The following is a 17,466-nucleotide window of genomic DNA, read 5'->3' as shown; positions in this document are numbered from 1 at the left end:
TGGCATGCCCCACATTCTTCCCGACCAACCCGACATGAAGCCGATAGAATAATGGGATGCCTTCCTCATTCCGTCAGTTCCGTCGTCCGATTGTTCGGCCGCGCACGTTGGCGTGCCTGTGCGCGTTCATGCTGGTGATCGTCGCGCTTGAATGCGCTGTGTTCAATCTGCCGTTTTGGACGACGCTCGCCGCGAGCACCGACACGTCGGCCGCCGCGAACACGCTCGGCCCGGGTTTGGAGCGTACGGAAAGCGGCATGTTGAAGGTCACGGATCCGACGCGGGCGTGGCTTGAGGTGAAGGCGGACGGCACGTCCGCGTACGCGCGCGTCGATCTGGTCGATGCAAGCGATGCCGGTAAGTCGGACAAGTCAAGCGAGGACAAGCAGGAGCGTCCTCTGTCCACGTTCCATCTGCGGCTTGCCGACACCGGCCACAAGGATCGTGCGAGCCGCGCGCAGGCGGTGTCGACGGCGTCGCCGCGCTCGCGGTTCGTGCGCACGGACGCCGCGTCGACGATCCGCGTGTGGGTCGAGGAGACGAAAGGTGCGATTGTGCCGATCGCCGCGGTGCGTGCGAACGTGCGCGTACCGTTCCAGTGGGATTGGCTGCGCGTGGCCGTGCTGGCGTTCGTGGTGCTGCTGCTGATGCTGTGGCGACCGGGTTCGCGTCTGTGGCGCACGAGGCTTGACCCGTCGGATGGCCGCCAGCGGCGGATGCTGGCGTTGACGCTGGCGGTGCCTGCCGTGATGACCCTGTGGGCGGTCGGCTGGCAGATTGCGAACGCCGCTCCGTTGTCGTTCCACGAGCCGGGCGGGTACACGTACGATTTCGACCAGTACGCGCAGACGGCCGACGCCCTGCTGCACGGCCATACGTGGCTGGATTTGCCGGTGCCGCAGGCATTGGCGGATGCGGCAAACCCGTATGACATCACGACGCGCAACCGGCTGCTGGCCGAGGGCGTCACGCCGATCTACTGGGATCATGCGTTCCATGACAGCCGTTGGTATTCGTATTTCGGCGTGCTGCCTGCCGTATTGCTGTTCGTGCCGTATCAGGCGGTCACGTCGCTGTGGGTGGACGGCGGCCTGAGCCTGCCGACCTCGGCCGCCGATCTGCTGATCATGTTCGGGTTTCTCGTGTTCGCATGTCTGCTGATCGTGCGTCTGCTGGCCCGGATCGCCCCGCGTACGTCGGTGGCGAGCGCGTCGATGATCGTCGTGTTTTTCCTGCTGGCCACGAATGCGAGTTATCTGTGGTTCCGCACGAATTTCTATTCGGTGCCGATCGCCGCGTCGCTTTTGTTTACCTGTTTGGGCCTGTGGCTGTGGTTGGGCGCGATTCAGCCGGCGCATCGTGTGGTCGGCGATGGCCGGCCGGACGGCGGTGTGACAGTAGTGGCCGATTGGACGGTCGCAGACGGTGCTCCCCTGTCGCTGCCGCATTTGGCCGGCGGCGCGGTGTGCATCGCCGCGAATTTCGGCTGCCGCCCGACGTTCGCACTGTCGGCGCTGCTCGCGTTTCCGCTGTTCTGGCCGCAGATTCGCGGCATTGTGCGCGGGTTGGCGTCTCGCCGCGTGCGCGTGTGCCGCGCGTTGCGGGCACCGCTGGCGATCATCGTGCCAGCGCTGGTCGTCGTCGCGCCGCTGATGGCGTACAACGCGGTGCGGTTCGGCGGCCCGCTCAACTTCGGCAGCGACTATCAGATGACGGTCACGGACATGACGCATTACCGCCTGCCGTCCGTCGACCTGCCGTACATGATCGTCTATTATCTGCTGCTGCCGTTGCGCTTCACCCAGTCGTTTCCGTATCTGTCGATCAGTCCGACGCCGATGCCGCAGTGGGCGTATTACGAGCCGATGGTGGGCGGGTTCTTCGTGTTATGTCCGCTGGCGCTGCTCGCGTTCCTGCTGCCGCGTCTGCGCCACCGCGTGCCGCGTCCGTATCGCGGCGTGCTGGTCGTCTCGCTCGCGTTGGCGGCGGCCATGGTGCTGATTGATGCGCTGGAGGGCGGTCTTGGATGGCGGTATATGGCCGATTTCGGCTGGCTGTTCGCTCTGTCCGCGATGCCGGCGATGCTGCGGCTGATGGAGGGCCGCGACGCGTTCGAACCGCTTGCCGACGATGAGGATGAGACGGACGATCCGAAGTATCGTCGCGTGCCGTTGCACCGGCGTGCGGTGCGGCTGCTGATGATGCTGGTGATGTTCGCGTGCCTGGCCGTGATGATCGCCTCGTGTTTTGTGCCGGGACGCGACGATTCACTGACCGCCAACAATCCGGGACTGTTCTATGAGGTACGTTGCTGGTTTGTCCTGCTGAATTTCAGCTGACGTCCAGCGACACGCCCGGTTTCTCCAAGTCTCGAGTCATACTAATGGACGATAGCGAATTCTTCATCCGCACGTTACCGACCATTCATCTTGCAGGAACCGAGCTAATCGAATCATGAATCAACCCACCCGTCCCAAGACCGTCATGTCGGGCAAACGCACCGCCGTTCGCATCGTCTCCGCGGCCGTCGCGCTCGTTATCGCCGTCGGCCTGTGCCTACTCTCGTACGACAACGTCGACGCGAGCATCAAGCAGCATCGCATCGAGCGTCTCAACGCGCAGATCGCAAACGTATACACCGCCGAATATCAGCAGATGGCCGAAGAGAAACTCGTCAAGGCGCGCGACGCCAAGGAACGCACCGTCGACGACATCTACGTGCAGGACAACCCGTACGGCACGAACACGACGTCGCTGTACGTGTACTTCAACTCGCAATACGAGACCAAGGTGACGTACACGGTCTCCGCCGACGGCTATCCGGACTTCACGGCCACCGCCTATCAGGACAAGGAGTACCAGACCGAGCACGAGTTTCTGGTGCTGGGCCTGATCCCGGGCGTCGAGAACACGATCAAGTTCACGCTCACCGACGACAACGGCCTTTCGCTCGACTACACGATCACGCATCAGGGTCCGAAGCTGCTCGGCACCGAAGCGGTCACGCTCGAGCAGACCGTCTCCGCGAAGGACGGCGAGGACCTCGGCAACGGCCTGTACGCGATCCTCGGCAACGACAGCAACGAGCAGGACTTCATGTACTACTACGACACGAACGGCGTGCTGCGCGGCGAAGTGCCGGTCAAGTACTATCGTTCGCACCGTCTGCTGTTCGACGATGACGGGCTCATGTGGTTCTCTGCGTCCACGCACACGATGGTCGGCATGAACCGGCTCGGCAAGCTCGAGAAGATCTACGATCTGGACGGCGACTTCATCCTCCACCACGACTACGCGCTCGACGCGGACGGCAACATCGTGCTGCTCGCCACCGACCTGAGCCGCTCCGACCACGCCGTGCAGGACCAGGTCGTCAAGCTCGACACGAGCACCGGCAAGACGACGCTGCTCGTCGACTTCGGCGAAATGTTCGCCGACTACAAGTCCACGACCGACCATTCGGGCATCGACGAATCCGATCCGACCGCCACGAACCGCTGGGACTGGCTGCACTGCAACACGATCCAGCTGCTGCCCGACGGCTCGGCGCTGTTCTCCGCGCGCGAAACGTCCACGATCATCAAGGTCAACGATCTTGAGGGCACGCCGACGCTCGCCTACATGATCGGCGAGTCGAGCGTGTGGGACGGCACGTCGTACGCCGACTCGTTCCTGACCAAGGACGGCGACTTCGGCGACACCGGCGGCCAGCACTCGATCACGTACGTGGCCGACGATTCGCTTGCGGACGGCCAGTATTACATCTACATGTTCGACAACAACTTCGGCTACGCGATGACCCGCCCCGACTTCGACTGGACCGTGATCAGCGGCATTTCGACCGCGCAGTCGAGCAAGGACAAGGACTCGAACTCGCAGTACCGCAAGTATCTGGTCGACGAGAAGGCCGGCACGTACAAGGAGGTCACCTCGTTCGACGTGCCGTACTCGCCGTACGTGAGCTCCGCGCAGGTGCTATCCAATGGCAACGTGCTCATCGACTCGGGCATGCAGGGCCTGTTCGGCCAGTATTCCGCGGACGGCGACCTGCTCGTCCAGTACAAGATGGAGCTCAACACCGCGTACATATACCGTGTCTACCAGTACGACTTCAAGGGCTTCTACTTCGCCTGATGGCCGAGGCACCCAGTATGTCAAGGTTCACGCTGCTGCGTTCCTTGTTCTCGGCGCCCCTTGTCAGGGGAGCTGTCACGAAGTGACTGAGGGGTAGTCCGAACCATCACATCATGTGATGGCAAACAGTCCCATGCCACTTGCACTGTAGAGACTACACTGTGGAGGCATGGGACTGTTTGATTTTCTAGGTGGCAAGGGCACGGCGGACAAGCCGTCGTCCGTCACGTTCACGGTCAGCGGCGCCGGCCACCGCTACGACGACAACGGAATCGGCCTGCTACCGGTCGACCTCACGATCGGGCCGGACACGCGCCGCGTCGCAATCATCGGCTTGAACGGCTCCGGCAAGACGACGCTGCTGAAACTGCTCGACGGCGCGCTCAAGCCGTCCGTCGGCACGGTGACGGTCACGGCCGGCGACGAGACGCTCGACACGGCGAACCGCCACGACCTGAAGCGCATCGAAGATCTGGTCGGCCGCGTGCGCCGCGAGGAGATTCCGGAAAGCTACTATCAGGCCAAGGACATCCGCGAGGCGATCGACCAGCCGCTCAAGAAGCACAAGGTGCCGGAGGCCGCACGGCAGGAGACGATCGGCGCGCTGTTCGCGCACTTCGACCTGACGTCCGTGGCGATGCAGCCGGCCAGCGCGCTCGACAGCGAGAAACGGCATCTGCTCGCGATCGCGTCCGCGCTGAGCTTCGCGCCGGCGGCGATCGTGGCCGACGAGCCGACCAAGGGACTCGACGAGATCGGATCCGCGCACGTGGCGCGCGCCCTGTTCAGCTACGACAAGCAAGTGGTTTTCGCCACGCACGATCTCGAGCTGATCCAGCGCCCGGAGTACGCGATCGACCGCACGATCGTGCTCGACGAGCACGACGTCGTCTTCGACGGCTCCCCCGCCGACGCCGCCGCGTGCTACACCGATCTTGTCCGCCGCAAGTACGAGGAAGCCAAGCAACGCTAGTAAACGCGTGAAGAGCTGGCGGAGCCTCGGCTCCCTCGGATGAGGGAGCTGTCCGCGAAGCGGACTGAGGGAGCGTCTGCGGCACGTCCGCGCCGCTATCAACACAGCATCACGCAAAGCGTGATACCACTACTGTTACCCCACTAGTCCGTTGACCGTATCGAGCACGGCGCGCACGTTGCGTTCGAACCCGTCCGGCTCGGGCAGCAGCGAAATCGCAAGATATCCGTTCGACGTCATGTCGAAGAAGTATCCCGGCTGGCCGCTCAGCCCATGCCGTTCGATCATCGCGAGTACGAGCTCGTTCTCGTCGATCACGCTCGGCACGCGCAGCAGCACGTTCCAACCGCCCTCCGCGCGCAGCACGCTGACCAAGCCGTGCTCGTCCGCGTCAAGCAGCCGGTGCAGCGTCGCGAGATTGCCGCGCACACGGGCGCGCACGCGGTCCGTCTGGCTGCCGGCCGCGTCGAGCAGCGCGGGGATGTCGCGCGCGATGATGTCGCTCATCGGCAGATAGTCGTCGGCGATCACGTCGAGCCGTCGCTGTGCTTCGGTCACGTCGTCGGCCGGGCCGGACACCTGGATCCAGCCGACCTTCGCGTGCGGCGCGGCGAGCATTTTCGAGAACCCGTCCAGCGCAAACGTAAGCACTCTGCGCTCCCCCGCCAATCGCGCGTTGCCGGCGAACGGTTCGAGCGTGTAATCGTAGAACACCTCGTCGGCAATGATCGCGACGCCGCGCTCGCGGCACAACGTCACGATCCGCTCGCGTTCTTCCGGCTTGACGTACGAGCCGGTCGGATTATTCGGGTTGATCAGGACGAGCGCGCGGATGCGATCGCCGACGGCCGGGTCGTCCAGCAGCGATTCGAGTTCGGCGACGTCGATGTACCACGATCCGTCGAACTGCAGCTGGTATTCGACCGTGTCCACGCATTCGAGCCGGGCGATCGATTCGATGAGCGGATAGCCGGGCTTGGGCGCGAGCACGGCGTCTCCCGCGTCGCACAGCAATTTGATGAGCCACGAGTACGCTTCGGACGTGGAGCTGAGGATGTAGAGGCGGTTCGGGTCGACCGGTTCGGTGTTCGGTTCAGCTTCGGATTTCGTCTCCTCTTCCGCTTCCGAGCAGCCGTAGGTCGCGGTCAGGAACGCGGCGAGCGCCTCGCGCGCGATGCGCGGTCCGCGCGGGTCGGCCGTGTAGACCTCCGGCACCAGCGCCGGGGCCAGACCGTGGCGGGTCGGGTTGGAATCGTTGAGCTTGCCGAGCGCCGTGCCTTGGGCTTTCGCGGCCGCCTCCGCCGCGGCGATCGGATTGGGCGCGCTGATGTCGACTCGTGAGGAAAAACGCATGGCTGCAAGTCTAGCCGCGCAACAAGAAAAGCTCCCCCGCCGTTGACGGGGGAGCTTGTCATGATGCGATGCAAGGTCACTGCTTGGTGCTGGCGTAGTAGGCAGCACCGACGATGCCGGCCTCGTTGCGCAGCTTGGCCGGGACGATCGGCGTCTTGATGTCGATGTACGGCAGGAACTTGTCGCTCTGACGGCTCACGCCGCCGCCGACGACGAACAGGTCCGGGTTGAAGTACTTTTCCATCAGGCCGTAGTACTTGGTGAGTCGCTTGGCCCACTTCTTGTAGCCGAGCTCCTTCTGTTCGCGCACGCCGGACGACGCGTACTTTTCGGCGTCGAGGTGCTTTTCGTCGAGGATGATGTGGCCGAGCTCGGTGTTCGGCACGAGCGTGCCGTTCATGATGAGCGCGGTGCCGATGCCGGTGCCGAGCGTGGTCGCGATGACGAGGCCGTTCTGTCCCTTGGCCGCGCCGTACTGCTGTTCGGCCAGACCGGCGGCGTCCGCGTCGTTGACGACGACGACCGGGCGACCGCACGCTTCGGAGAAGACTTCGGTCACGTCGACGCCGATCCACGACTGGTCGAGGTTGGCCATGAAGTCAAGCTTCTGTCCGGGCTTGATCGGGGCCGGGAACGCGATGCCGACCGGCGCGGAGTCCGGAACCTCGAAGTGGTCGAGCTGCTGGCGCACGATCGCGGCGACGGCCTGCGGGGTGGAGACTGCCGGGGTGAGGATCTTCAGGCGCGGCTCGGCGAATTCGCCCTTTTCCAGGTCGACCGGCGCCGCCTTGATGCCGGAACCGCCGATGTCCACGCCGAACGCTTGTGCCGTTTCAATCATCATTGACCCCTCTCTGTGAGTTGGCCGGAATCTGCGGCCGGGTATATGCAATCATTGGCATTGTATAACGGAACGCCATCGACACGCGGCACCGGTCTTGCCCTGCGGCCCCCGCGGGACGGTGTGCCACGGCGGAGCGGACGTTCTTCCGCTCCGCCGTGGCGCCTTCCCCCAGCTCAAGACCCGCGCTCGCAGACACAGCCGAACCGTCCGTCATCATCCACGAAGCAAATACCAGGCAAATAAATTTTTGGCGGAATTCCAACGATTATTGAACTTTCCTCACCTGAGAGGCATCATTCAGGCAAATAAATTCTGCGCAATATCCGCAGCCGTTGAGACACCCGCCCATGCCGGTAGATACTGCCTCTTTTTGTTTGCCGCATCCGCGTCAGCTAGGCGGATCAGTCCCGCTTCGATGCTTTCCGATATCAGCCGCGAGATTTGCGAGCTGGACGTGGCCGGAAGACCGAAGCGCATGCGCAACGACGCATTGGTCAGAAAATCGCCATTGGCATACTGCACGCACGCGTGCCAATAACACGCCTGCATGCGTTCAGCTACTGTCAGGTTGCGGTAAGGCCGACGCTGCATGAGTCGCACTCTCATACTGGGGGCATCTCCACGTGTTTCCTGAATCTCCGGAGCCGGAAGCTGCATAAGTTCGCAGGAACGTATGATCTTGTCCCATCCGGAACCGGCTTCCTCACACATGTTCAGTCTCCGAGCCAGTTTTGCCAGCTTCGGATTCCGTGATTGCGGCGGATCGTTGACCAGACGCGATACCTCGATCAGAGAAGATCCGGGGTTGGAGAATTCCACACGATCTTCGAAGATCTCCACCAAGGGTCCGCTGCCCCTCACCGTGAGATCCTGATGAATGAGCATGTTGCCTAATAACTCACGAATCGCAAGCTCAGGATATCCTTGCACGGTTACGCGAAGACCACGGTCAATTTCTTCCCGTTCCGGAAGCAGCGCCTGCAGGTAGTCCAGTATGGCGTCGATGTCCGCGTATCCTCCGGGGAATGTCTTTGACCGGGTTGCGGATAGCCGATCCTTGCCTGTGTACCGGATGATGCGGATCGCCTTTCTGGAAACGGTTTCAAAATCGTCCATTTTCACGGCGAACAGCAATGCGCCTAAATTGGTGATAGCGTATTGTCCGCTGTCCAACGGCTTGACTATCGAATCAGCAATCAAATAGTGCAGTATGCCCGACCCGCCTTCCGGCAGGGGAATGCCGGTTTGGGTGAAGTATCTGGCCCAATTCAGTTTGGACAGTACTTCATCGCGACTCAGCCACCGCATGGCGATCTGATCCTCGAACGCGCCGGTTCTCGTCAAATCCCAAAGTCGTTGTTCACGTTGCGTGTTCTTCTGCAACGGCTGTGTGGACGTTCCCGATCTGATGTATTCGACGTTGTCGAAGGAAACCGGATATCCAATGGCCGGCCAGATTCGCAGCACCACAACGGTTTTCCCGTCAATTTCCACGGGAATGAACTGAAACTCCGCGTTATCGGACAGCTTCACGCGAAGCCAGATCTCCAACTCCTGATTGCCGCGCTTGGCGGTCAGCGGATTGAATGATGTTCCAATGACCGCATGACTGGAATCGTCGATTCCCCACACCATATAGGCATAATCCTGACCTTCCACTACAGCGGAATTCGCCAAGGCGGCGATATCACGTCCGATCATCTCAAATCGAGCGTTGGAATCCTTGAACTCTATCGTCTGCGTTTCCGACACGGATTGCGCCAGTCGAATCACCAGCGCCACGTAATCTTCGGGCATCGGCCCCACCTACTTTCCGTTCGACACTGACAGACAATGCCTTCAGTGTATCGCCGCAACATACGGTAAAGCAAATACCAGGCAAATAAATTTTTGGCGGAATTCCAACGATTATCAGTGTTTCCCCACCTGAGCGGTATCATTCAGGCAAATAAATCGCCAATGCGGAGCGGAACCGGACGAGTGAGGACGGACGGGAGGAATTCCGCAACGACGACAAGACGCAGAACGCCGTCGCGATGGCCGTGGCGTGCATGGGAGAGCACGTCACAGGATTGTCTCGCACGTTCACAAACGCCGAGCCGCAGACCGAATGGAAAGCGATTGCCGGCAGAACCGGATCGTGCACAACTGCGACGAGCTTGATTTCGCGCGCCTATCTCAAACCGTCACGCAGGAGTCGCCGCAGATGATCGCCGTGCCGCAGCCGTACGTTGACGAACCGCAGCACGTTGTACCGCGCACCGATACGCTGCTTGACGTGCCGCAGATTTGATGCGGACGTGATTGTACGCGTATCGCAGATACATCATGATCGAAGTTTGAGCAGGCGCTGAATCGGATGCACGACGATTGCGTCATACATGAATGCCGCAGCGGATAACATGACGAACAGTCCCGCCGTAATTGCGACGGTCTCGACGATTACGCCCGCCGTGTTCCCCGGAGCGGGGATCAATGCGCCGAGGGCACGCCACAGGTTTGCACGGACGTATGGATTCTCGTGAATCAGATATACGCCGAACACACTTGAGCTTATTGTCATAATGACGTGGCCACGTTTTTCACTTTTCACGTTGCGAACAGACTGTCGAAGACTCGCAGTCATCATCAACAACATCGCGGCAATAGCTAGCTCCAGCAGAGGAATCACTCCGAACGTACGACGTTCATCCGAACGCAACCAATCCCAAAACCCAAATCGCAGCGAAGCATACACAAATGCAGACAACATGGCGTAAGCCGCTACAACGTATATGACACTCATCTGCCAACGGCAGTTGAAACGCACACGAAGATCGACACCGTACAAGCGCATCCATCCGCCTATCAGATACACGGTGATCGCGTAAGTCCACGTGGTCCATACCGATGGAGACAGTGATAGCACCGGCATCATGCTGACAGCCAATAAGAGGACGATACAATTCCGTGATGACCGTTCCGAGTCGTGGAGAATCCGGTTGAGATACGGCGAGGCCAGCATCATCAGGACATATGCAGTGATGAACCAGTATGTGCCGTTGAAGACTGGCAGCAACGATGAATACAGCGTATGAAACAGCTGGCCCTTGGAAAACATGGCGGAAATACCATCGCTCGGGTGAATGGCCAACAGCACAGCCTGCAGCGCGATGACCGGAGCCGAATACAAAAACGTCTGCACGACGACTGACAAGATTCTGGAGGCACGGAATGTTTTATTGACCAGAAAATATCCGGACAGCAAGAAGAATATGCACACGCCGATTTGTCCGGCGTATTGGTCCCAAGCAATAGCGAACGCGCGAGACACCGTGTCGCCGTCGTCTTCCAGATTCCACGGTATATTAGCGACTACATGGCAGCTGACGATAAGCAGCATCGCGACGATGCGCATTACCTCAAACCTGGGGTCACGCGTGAATTGTCCACCATTCACTGCAATCTTTTCGCAGCTAACGAAACTGTGCGAAGCATCATCAACTCGGGTCATATCCCAACCTTTTCAGCAAGCCTTCCGCAATTGTTGAGTCGATCTTTCGAGCAAAGAAGCAATCCGACGACGTGATCTTGTCATAATCCGATTCATCCAAATACGCCGGCAAACTGCCATTGCGCCGATTCCAGTCCATATATCGCAGGTGATTCGGCACAATACGATCCGAGAACGGCGAATTGACGAGTATCGTCTGGAAGAGGAATTCCTCGGGAATCTGCGCCTGATAGAGATCCTTCATGAATTTCGGATGCGCGTCCACGTAATCAAGGACGTACCGGGCAGCCTCCTTCGGCAAAGACAGCCACACCAATCCCTGCGCTAAATTACTTTCGTCACCGAAACGATCGTTGACGATATGCAGGCTCTTCTGCAGCGTAAGATCCACGTTGCGCAGTGCATGGACGATCTTGTTCCAATAATTGAAGCGCCAGAGCCTGTTCTTCAGCTGGTACATGCGTTTCTGGTGCGGCTCCATCTGATCGATGGTTCGACAGTCCATGTATACATGCGTGTCACCAGCGAAGAATGCATCGAATTCATCATTGGACCGAACCGGAATGTCCTGTCCGGAAATCAGGTGGATATATCCTCCGTCCACCGTGGACGCGACCGCACGACGTAGCAAGCCCAGTAACGCCAGCAGGTGTTTGTAACTGCCCCAGGAAATCGCATAGCGCTTTTCCGCATACACGTTTGGCATGCCGTTCCATTTCGCGACATCGTCATCCGACAGCACTGAGGAGGAGCTGTCGACATGAATGAACATGTTGTATCGTTCGCCCAGACGGTTGACAAGACGGTCCAAATTCTTCTTGTCCTTGTATGCGCTAATCACTAATGATTGCCCAGTATTGTCGTTGATCATATATGCATCCTTGTTTCGTACATTCCCTATAGGTTATAAAAGAGGTCATCGCCCGCCACGGCGAATCATTCCCACTACTCGTATCCGTTCGGCTGAATTCAGAGCAACGAACATGCAGATCACTCCGGACAGGATGGCGCATACGGCTCCCCCCGCAAAAAAATCCAGCCAGCTGTCGATAGCCACCAACCGGTCGTAGACGAGGCATACGGCAATGACTGGCATCAAACAGCAGATGCCTCTCAGCACCGGCAGAAAGATCGTGCGGAAAGAATATCCTAGGCACCGCGATGCGTACCACGGCACAAACAGGAAATTCTTCAGCGAATCAAGAATGCCCTGCACCAAGATGATGGACCAAATGCCGGCGGATGTCCATAGCAACAGCGGTATCACCAGCACAATGTTCAGGATTCCGCACACCAGAAAAGCTATGGCGGGTACTTTCAGCTTATCGGTGATAATGAACGCGTTGTTCAACACCATGCTGCCGCACGAGAACAACGTGGGAATGAGGATCAGTACAGACATGGCCTGCAAATGGGCGGCATCCTGCGTGGGAACCCACAATTCGAAAAAATGACGACCAAACACTACAAATAAACCGACCGGTAGGGCATAGGCCGTGGCCGACATTTTCAAAGAAAACAGTAAGAACTTTTGGAATTCCGAACGTCGATTCCGCGCATAGTATTGCATCAGCTGCGGAGCAAAAACCGACACCATTGTTCCGGCCAAAGACAGCAACACCGCAGGAACCGTCTTCGCGAGGGAAAAATCTCCACCTATCGCCGGCCCCAAGAACACATTCGCCAAATATAATCCAAGAGCGACCAGCAGAGTGTAGCTTAATGAATCAACCGAGTTCCAAAAACCAGACGAAAGCAGTTCCTTGACCGATGTCATGCTGAACCGTCCGGCACGAACGTTGAGTTCCGGAGTCAGTTTTTTGGTGTAATACACGTTCGCGGCATTGGTGTAGATCGCCACGATCAGCATGGTTGCGGTCAGATAGTAAATCTTCGCAGGCAGCATCATGAACAGCAGTATGAGTACTCCCGCACGAAGCAGATTGCTTTCGATGTTTCGTACCGAACTTTTCTCCAACCGGTTTTTCACGTAATACACGCAACCGTATACCGACAGCATCAATGACAGTTCCGAACTCAGCACCGCAAACAGGAATGCCATACGCACGTCCTGCACCAATTCAGCGGGGATACGCATGATCCATTGCGGAAACGCAGAGAACAGAAATCCCGGAACCGCCAGCGCGCATGCGATGATGAGATTGGCAACAAGAACTGATCGGAAATACGTGTTGGCTTTCTCGTAGTTGCCGCGATTGTATTCCAATGCGATGTATCGGCTGGACATGGAGTTCAAGGCCGCCGTCAGAATGCCTGTATATCCGATGATAGTGTTGATCAGAGGAATGAAACCGTACGCCGTCGCACCGAGCGTGCGCACGATGTACGGCGTCAGCAGGAAATTGACGCCGAGCTGTACCATGACGGACACTGCGGTGGCCGTCATGTTGATTAGCAAACGCTTCTTCTCGCCCATGCGGCTACCCCTTATTCATACGAGCATTGATCACGCCGGCGATGCGACTCTTCCAAAACTTGTATTCGCCGCGGCCGATGTTCACGCGATGTCGCCACATATCGGCCGTGTTTTTCCACGGGATAGACCGGAAGTTTTCTTTGGTCACATGCTCCACCGGCAATGGCTCAAACGAACCAGGTAAGATCTGATACCTGTCCGATTGCATGGGACATGCAACACGCATGTCTCGTCGTTGGAAGTGCATGTACATGAGCTCCTGTTGCATAAAGGTACCGAGTCTCATGAAACTACGTGTGATGTGACCGTGTTCCCAGACGTACACAGCGCGCATGGCAGGCTCTGAAAGGAATGTGCCGAGCTCTGCGTCATAGCGCGTAATGCGGAACGTCTCGCTTTTTGCCACGGTGTTCCCCGAATGGTCACGCATGTAAATCGGGAATCCGTACGTCTGATAGATACGGTTGATGTTGGTCGACAGATAGCTTTCGTCGAAGGTGTAGCCACGCGACGATTCAAGCACCTCGCGATAGATCGGCCGACCGTCCAGATCCAGCATGAACCGACGGTTGTTCTCCTCGGTATTGCGATACAGGGCCAGGTGGCCGACCGGGAAGATCTTGTCGTACGCGTTCAGCAGGTCATCGGTGATAAACCGGCTGAGGTCGCCGAATACGAGGTCGCAGTCACAGTGTCCCCAAAATTCGTAATCTGCCAGATAATCCTTAAAAACATACCCGTACATGGGACGTAAGTCGCATAGTTTGTACGGTTGTTCGATCACCGGGCGGAAGTCGAAGGCGTCCCGCACGCGAGCCTGCATGTCAGCAAACGTCTCATACTGCACATGCACATTGACCGGATAGTCATACTCCGTCCTGTCATCGGTGAAAATTAGCCAGTCAAAATCACTGTTGACAGCACATGAGTTCAAAAACAGCTGGAAATAGTTGGGAAACTTGCCGTAGTACGGCAAAATAATGGCGCAGCGATTCATGTCAATAGTTCCTTGCTTATGAAGATATAGAGAATTACTTGGCTTTCGATTGCATGGCGACGTACAGCTTTGGGCAGTGAGATAAGAAGAAAATTCTCGTTTTCCGTCCAAGGGACAGCGACCGGTCGGCATATACAGGCCGAGCAGTCGCAGCCAATTGCCTGCGGCACCGTTCAATCACTGTTCGATCGGCCTGTTTGCCGAGCAGATCATACAGCACGTCGTACCAGCCCTGCATACGGCAGTATGCGAGCGCCGCAGTATCGGCATAACCGCGTGTTTCCAAGTACTCGCAGCACAGTTCGGCAATTCGGGCCTTGTCGAAGCTGTGCTCGTTCACCGCCGCCGTGGTGATCGAATTGCGGCGGATCCGGTACCGGTACAGCGGCATTGGGTCAAAACGCAATCCATTCATGCGGTCGTACACCCGGCTGAGCACAAAATAGTCTTCGCTGTTGAGTCCTTCGGGGAAACGCACGGCATCCGGCCCGCGGAAAAAACTCGCATCGAAAAGCTTGTTCCATACTGCGCTGGCCATGCGTTCATAATGGTAGAGGAACGAGCGCAGCGCGTTGTCTCGGCTGAACGTTTTGGCCGGCAACGTGGCATCGATGTGGTTCTGGCTCCCATCATCGAACATTTTCACGGTACCGCACATCGCCACGTCGACATGATGGTCCGTCAGCGACCGCCACAGTCGTTCGATCATGTCCGATTCGATCCAGTCATCGCTGTCCACGAAGGCGACGAGTTCACCACGCATGACATCGAGACCGGCGTTGCGTGCGGACGATAGTCCACCGTTCGCCTTGTGCACGACGCGGATGCGCCCGTCCCGTGCTGCCCATTCGTCGCATCGGCGCGGACAATCATCCGGGGAACCGTCGTCAACAAGGATGACCTCCAGCTCTCGGTAGGTTTGCGCGACGATGCTGGACACGCATTCGTCAAGATATTGTTCGACCTTATACACCGGCACGATCACACTGATCAGCGGTTGCGTCCGATCGGCGTTCGCCGTCGCTCCCCCGCTCATGCGATCACCGTGGCGATGTCGGATGCGGTAAATCGCTGCGAATGACAGGTTTTCGATTCCGGCAGGAAATGTCCGACTGCGATGTACATGACGAGGAATTCGCTGTCGAGAAGGTGCAGCAGCCTGCGCGTGGCATCGTCGCGCTTGGCCGGGAGCATGGTGTTGAGAGGGCACGCGGCCAGTCCCGCCTCCTCCAGCGCGAGTAGCAGCGACATGCCAAACAGTCCGCCGTCGACAAATCCTTCGTTGCGCTCGTCCTGGCTCATGAAGGCACGGTTGTCGGCGGTGATGAGCACGAGTGCCGGCGGCATGGCGTAACCGCGGTAGCCTCCCTGCAATGGCATGGCCTTGGCGATCACATCGGGATTGGTGATGACGTGCACGCGGGTCGGCTGACGGTTGCACACGGACGGCGTACGCATGGCGACGTCGATGCATCGCATGATCTCTTCCGCCGACACACGTTCATCGGCGAATTCGCGCAGCGAATGACGGCTTTCAGACAGTTCGCGAAACGTCTTGGACGCATTGTCGGCCTTGTCGGCGGACTTGATGACCAGTATGCCTCCGCGCTTGCCATCGGCCTCGCCGATCATGTTCCAGATGTCGGGGTCGAACAGCGCGCGCACGGCAGACAGGTCCTTGCCGGCCCGCTCATGCTTGACCCGGTATTCGTGCAGCGCGTCGATCGCGGACGCCCACACGGGATTGGCCTGCACGTTGGGATCCATGCTTTTGAGCTGCTTGAGCAGCGGGGCGAACTGTTCCAGCACCGTCCGTCCGAACCCGTAGCGGAAGTGCTCGTGGCTCAGGCCCTTTTCGATCTGATGGGTGAAGAAGATAAGCCGGCTTTCCACCTGCGTCTTGCCGTTCGTGCCGCGACGTGCGTAGTTGCGGCGGAAGCGGCGCATCTGCCGCATTGTCTCATGGTAGAGTTTCAGGTCGGATTCGGCTCCGCGCAGCCATGCGATGACCGGCTCCGGGGTCAGTTTCTTCAACGTGTTCTTCATCGTCGTCTCCTTGCGTCTTGCCGTTCGCCTGTTCGGCGGTTCGGCAGTTCAGCTGTTCAATGCCATTTCGAGGAAATCGGAGCAGCGTCGGCGTTCGACGTCCAGTCGCGGCCGCACCATGCCGTAGTCGACAATGGCGTCGCTCCACGCTTCGCCTTCGATGAGGTTGCGATCGTCCAGTCCGCAGGTCGACAGCAGCGAGCTCATGCGGTCGTCCATGTTGACCTTGCCGTTGCGCTTGCCACGCACCACATGGAACTGCTTTTCGAACAGGATCGAGAACGCGGTGCCGTGGAAGGACGCGGTGAGCACATGCTCGGCGTTTTTGATGAGGCTCAGATAGTGGTTCGGCGCGGCAACCTCTAGCAGGTGGAATCCGTACTTCTTCAGCCCGTACGACTTGTTGCCGGTGAACATCACGTAGACGGGCAGCCCCTTGGACTGCGCATACCGCTGCACAGCCTTTGCTGCGCTGTCGTTCAGTTCGATCGAGTCGATCGCATAGTAGAAGATGTACGGCTCGTCGACCAGTCGCGGCGCGGTGATGTCCGTGTAGTCGTCCTGCTTCAGCAGCAACGTCGGGTCGATGACCTGCGTGACCGGCTTGTCGATGATCGGCATGAGATATTCCTGCGCAGTTCTTTCGCGAACGGAAATCGCGGAATAATCGGCCAACAACTTGCTGTATCGGTCTGCGAGTTCCTTGTCGCCGCGCTTGTCGAGGATATGCCCGCCCATGCTGGACGCATAGGAGATCTTGGGCTTGTCGTATACGAACGACAGGAAGTAGGCGTCGCTGTAGTCCCATGCGTCCATGTTCCAGATCTGGTCGCTGCCGGAGACGAACACGTCATATTGGTTTTCCAGATCGCCCATCTGCGAAAGGTCCTCGTAGAATTTCGGGGTCAGGGACAACGCCGAATGGATAAGCCGGTCAAAGTCGTCGTGGCGACGCTGGATCAGTTTGTGATGGAACAGCGCGTAGGCGTTCTTCAGCACGTCCTTAGGTCCCGACACTTTCTTGTATACGTCGTACAGGTACTGCTGCCTGGGCGTGGAGAAGTCGATGATATCGCACTTATGGCCAAGCTGCTGGATTTTGCGCTGCGTGGCGAATGCCTGCAGGAACGAGCCGTTGTTGTGTGCTGCATGGTAAGTGATCAACGCTACGTTTTTTGTCATGTTCTTA

Annotated in this window: 14 protein-coding genes and 1 pseudogene; 4 read left to right on the top strand and 11 right to left on the bottom strand. The window is 58.6% G+C overall.

Features of this window, described 5'->3' with window-relative positions:
- Positions 1–56 precede the first annotated feature (56 nt).
- From BBIA_RS04475 to BBIA_RS04465, 3 genes are all read left to right on the top strand, one after another.
- Entirely contained in the window at positions 57–2,339 is a 2,283-nt protein-coding gene (locus BBIA_RS04475; protein ID WP_238548439.1) for a glycosyltransferase, read from the top strand.
- Positions 2,340–2,484: 145 nt separating this feature from the next.
- Positions 2,485–4,134, top strand: a complete 1,650-nt coding sequence (locus BBIA_RS04470; protein ID WP_033493263.1) for an aryl-sulfate sulfotransferase — start codon at positions 2,485–2,487, stop codon at positions 4,132–4,134.
- A gap of 169 nt (positions 4,135–4,303) precedes the next feature.
- Positions 4,304–5,107: an ATP-binding cassette domain-containing protein gene (locus tag BBIA_RS04465; protein WP_033493149.1), complete on the top strand. Its 804-nt coding sequence runs from the start codon at positions 4,304–4,306 to the stop codon at positions 5,105–5,107.
- Positions 5,108–5,242: 135 nt separating this feature from the next.
- Here BBIA_RS04465 and BBIA_RS04460 read toward each other — a convergent pair whose 3' ends face one another.
- From BBIA_RS04460 to BBIA_RS04450, 4 genes and pseudogenes are all read right to left on the bottom strand, one after another.
- Positions 5,243–6,256: a pyridoxal phosphate-dependent aminotransferase gene (locus BBIA_RS04460; RefSeq protein ID WP_420796679.1), complete on the bottom strand. Its 1,014-nt coding sequence runs from the start codon at positions 6,254–6,256 to the stop codon at positions 5,243–5,245.
- A pseudogene (locus tag BBIA_RS15170) lies at positions 6,254–6,460 on the bottom strand (pyridoxal phosphate-dependent aminotransferase); the annotation flags it as partial. The pseudogene BBIA_RS15170 and the gene BBIA_RS04460, both read right to left, overlap by 3 nt.
- A gap of 76 nt (positions 6,461–6,536) precedes the next feature.
- Positions 6,537–7,301, bottom strand: coding sequence for a polyphosphate--glucose phosphotransferase (ppgK, locus tag BBIA_RS04455; protein ID WP_033493146.1), 765 nt, complete (start codon positions 7,299–7,301; stop codon positions 6,537–6,539).
- A 300-nt stretch (positions 7,302–7,601) separates the two neighbouring features.
- Entirely contained in the window at positions 7,602–9,101 is a 1,500-nt protein-coding gene (locus tag BBIA_RS04450; RefSeq protein WP_051923778.1) for an ATP-binding protein, read from the bottom strand.
- 313 nt (positions 9,102–9,414) lie between these two features.
- Between BBIA_RS04450 and BBIA_RS04445 the strand changes: the two genes are divergently transcribed.
- On the top strand, positions 9,415–9,597 hold the full coding sequence (locus tag BBIA_RS04445) for a hypothetical protein (protein WP_033493144.1): 183 nt from the start codon (positions 9,415–9,417) through the stop codon (positions 9,595–9,597).
- A 33-nt stretch (positions 9,598–9,630) separates the two neighbouring features.
- Here the strand turns inward: BBIA_RS04445 and BBIA_RS04440 are convergent, their stop codons facing one another.
- From BBIA_RS04440 to BBIA_RS04410, 7 genes are read right to left on the bottom strand one after another with little or no spacing between them, the layout of a single operon-like run.
- Positions 9,631–10,797, bottom strand: coding sequence for an acyltransferase family protein (locus BBIA_RS04440; RefSeq protein WP_033493142.1), 1,167 nt, complete (start codon positions 10,795–10,797; stop codon positions 9,631–9,633).
- Positions 10,784–11,668, bottom strand: coding sequence for a beta-1,6-N-acetylglucosaminyltransferase (locus tag BBIA_RS04435; protein WP_033493141.1), 885 nt, complete (start codon positions 11,666–11,668; stop codon positions 10,784–10,786). Before BBIA_RS04435 ends, BBIA_RS04440 begins: the two co-directional genes overlap by 14 nt.
- A gap of 45 nt (positions 11,669–11,713) precedes the next feature.
- Positions 11,714–13,234 carry an oligosaccharide flippase family protein gene (locus BBIA_RS04430; RefSeq protein ID WP_033493139.1) on the bottom strand — a complete coding sequence of 507 codons (1,521 nt, stop codon included), beginning with the start codon at positions 13,232–13,234 and terminating at the stop codon, positions 11,714–11,716.
- 4 nt (positions 13,235–13,238) lie between these two features.
- Positions 13,239–14,231, bottom strand: a complete 993-nt coding sequence (locus tag BBIA_RS04425) for a DUF6625 family protein (protein ID WP_033493137.1) — start codon at positions 14,229–14,231, stop codon at positions 13,239–13,241.
- A gap of 34 nt (positions 14,232–14,265) precedes the next feature.
- A complete protein-coding gene (locus tag BBIA_RS04420) occupies positions 14,266–15,267 on the bottom strand; it encodes a glycosyltransferase family 2 protein (protein WP_051923777.1) in 1,002 nt (333 codons plus the stop codon).
- Positions 15,264–16,277, bottom strand: coding sequence for a nitroreductase family protein (locus BBIA_RS04415; RefSeq protein WP_033493135.1), 1,014 nt, complete (start codon positions 16,275–16,277; stop codon positions 15,264–15,266). Before BBIA_RS04415 ends, BBIA_RS04420 begins: the two co-directional genes overlap by 4 nt.
- 48 nt (positions 16,278–16,325) lie before the next feature.
- Positions 16,326–17,459, bottom strand: a complete 1,134-nt coding sequence (locus BBIA_RS04410; RefSeq protein ID WP_033493133.1) for a polysaccharide pyruvyl transferase family protein — start codon at positions 17,457–17,459, stop codon at positions 16,326–16,328.
- Positions 17,460–17,466: the final 7 nt, after the last annotated feature.

Origin of the sequence: Bifidobacterium biavatii DSM 23969, assembly GCF_000741165.1 — a bacterium.
Taxonomy (GTDB): domain Bacteria; phylum Actinomycetota; class Actinomycetes; order Actinomycetales; family Bifidobacteriaceae; genus Bifidobacterium; species Bifidobacterium biavatii.
The sequence above is the reverse complement of the archived record's forward strand: the minus strand, read 5'-3'. Positions and strand labels throughout refer to the sequence as shown.

Coding starts and splice junctions, on each gene's coding strand:
- ppgK (WP_033493146.1), bottom strand. CDS start 7,301: ATGATTGAAACGGCACAAGCGTTCGGCGTGGACATCGGCGGTTCCGGC.
- BBIA_RS04445 (WP_033493144.1), top strand. CDS start 9,415: ATGGAAAGCGATTGCCGGCAGAACCGGATCGTGCACAACTGCGACGAG.
- BBIA_RS04475 (WP_238548439.1), top strand. CDS start 57: ATGCCTTCCTCATTCCGTCAGTTCCGTCGTCCGATTGTTCGGCCGCGC.
- BBIA_RS04430 (WP_033493139.1), bottom strand. CDS start 13,234: ATGGGCGAGAAGAAGCGTTTGCTAATCAACATGACGGCCACCGCAGTG.
- BBIA_RS04415 (WP_033493135.1), bottom strand. CDS start 16,277: ATGAAGAACACGTTGAAGAAACTGACCCCGGAGCCGGTCATCGCATGG.
- BBIA_RS04420 (WP_051923777.1), bottom strand. CDS start 15,267: ATGAGCGGGGGAGCGACGGCGAACGCCGATCGGACGCAACCGCTGATC.
- BBIA_RS04470 (WP_033493263.1), top strand. CDS start 2,485: ATGTCGGGCAAACGCACCGCCGTTCGCATCGTCTCCGCGGCCGTCGCG.
- BBIA_RS04465 (WP_033493149.1), top strand. CDS start 4,304: ATGGGACTGTTTGATTTTCTAGGTGGCAAGGGCACGGCGGACAAGCCG.
- BBIA_RS04450 (WP_051923778.1), bottom strand. CDS start 9,101: ATGCCCGAAGATTACGTGGCGCTGGTGATTCGACTGGCGCAATCCGTG.
- BBIA_RS04425 (WP_033493137.1), bottom strand. CDS start 14,231: ATGAATCGCTGCGCCATTATTTTGCCGTACTACGGCAAGTTTCCCAAC.
- BBIA_RS04410 (WP_033493133.1), bottom strand. CDS start 17,459: ATGACAAAAAACGTAGCGTTGATCACTTACCATGCAGCACACAACAAC.
- BBIA_RS04435 (WP_033493141.1), bottom strand. CDS start 11,668: ATGATCAACGACAATACTGGGCAATCATTAGTGATTAGCGCATACAAG.
- BBIA_RS04440 (WP_033493142.1), bottom strand. CDS start 10,797: ATGACCCGAGTTGATGATGCTTCGCACAGTTTCGTTAGCTGCGAAAAG.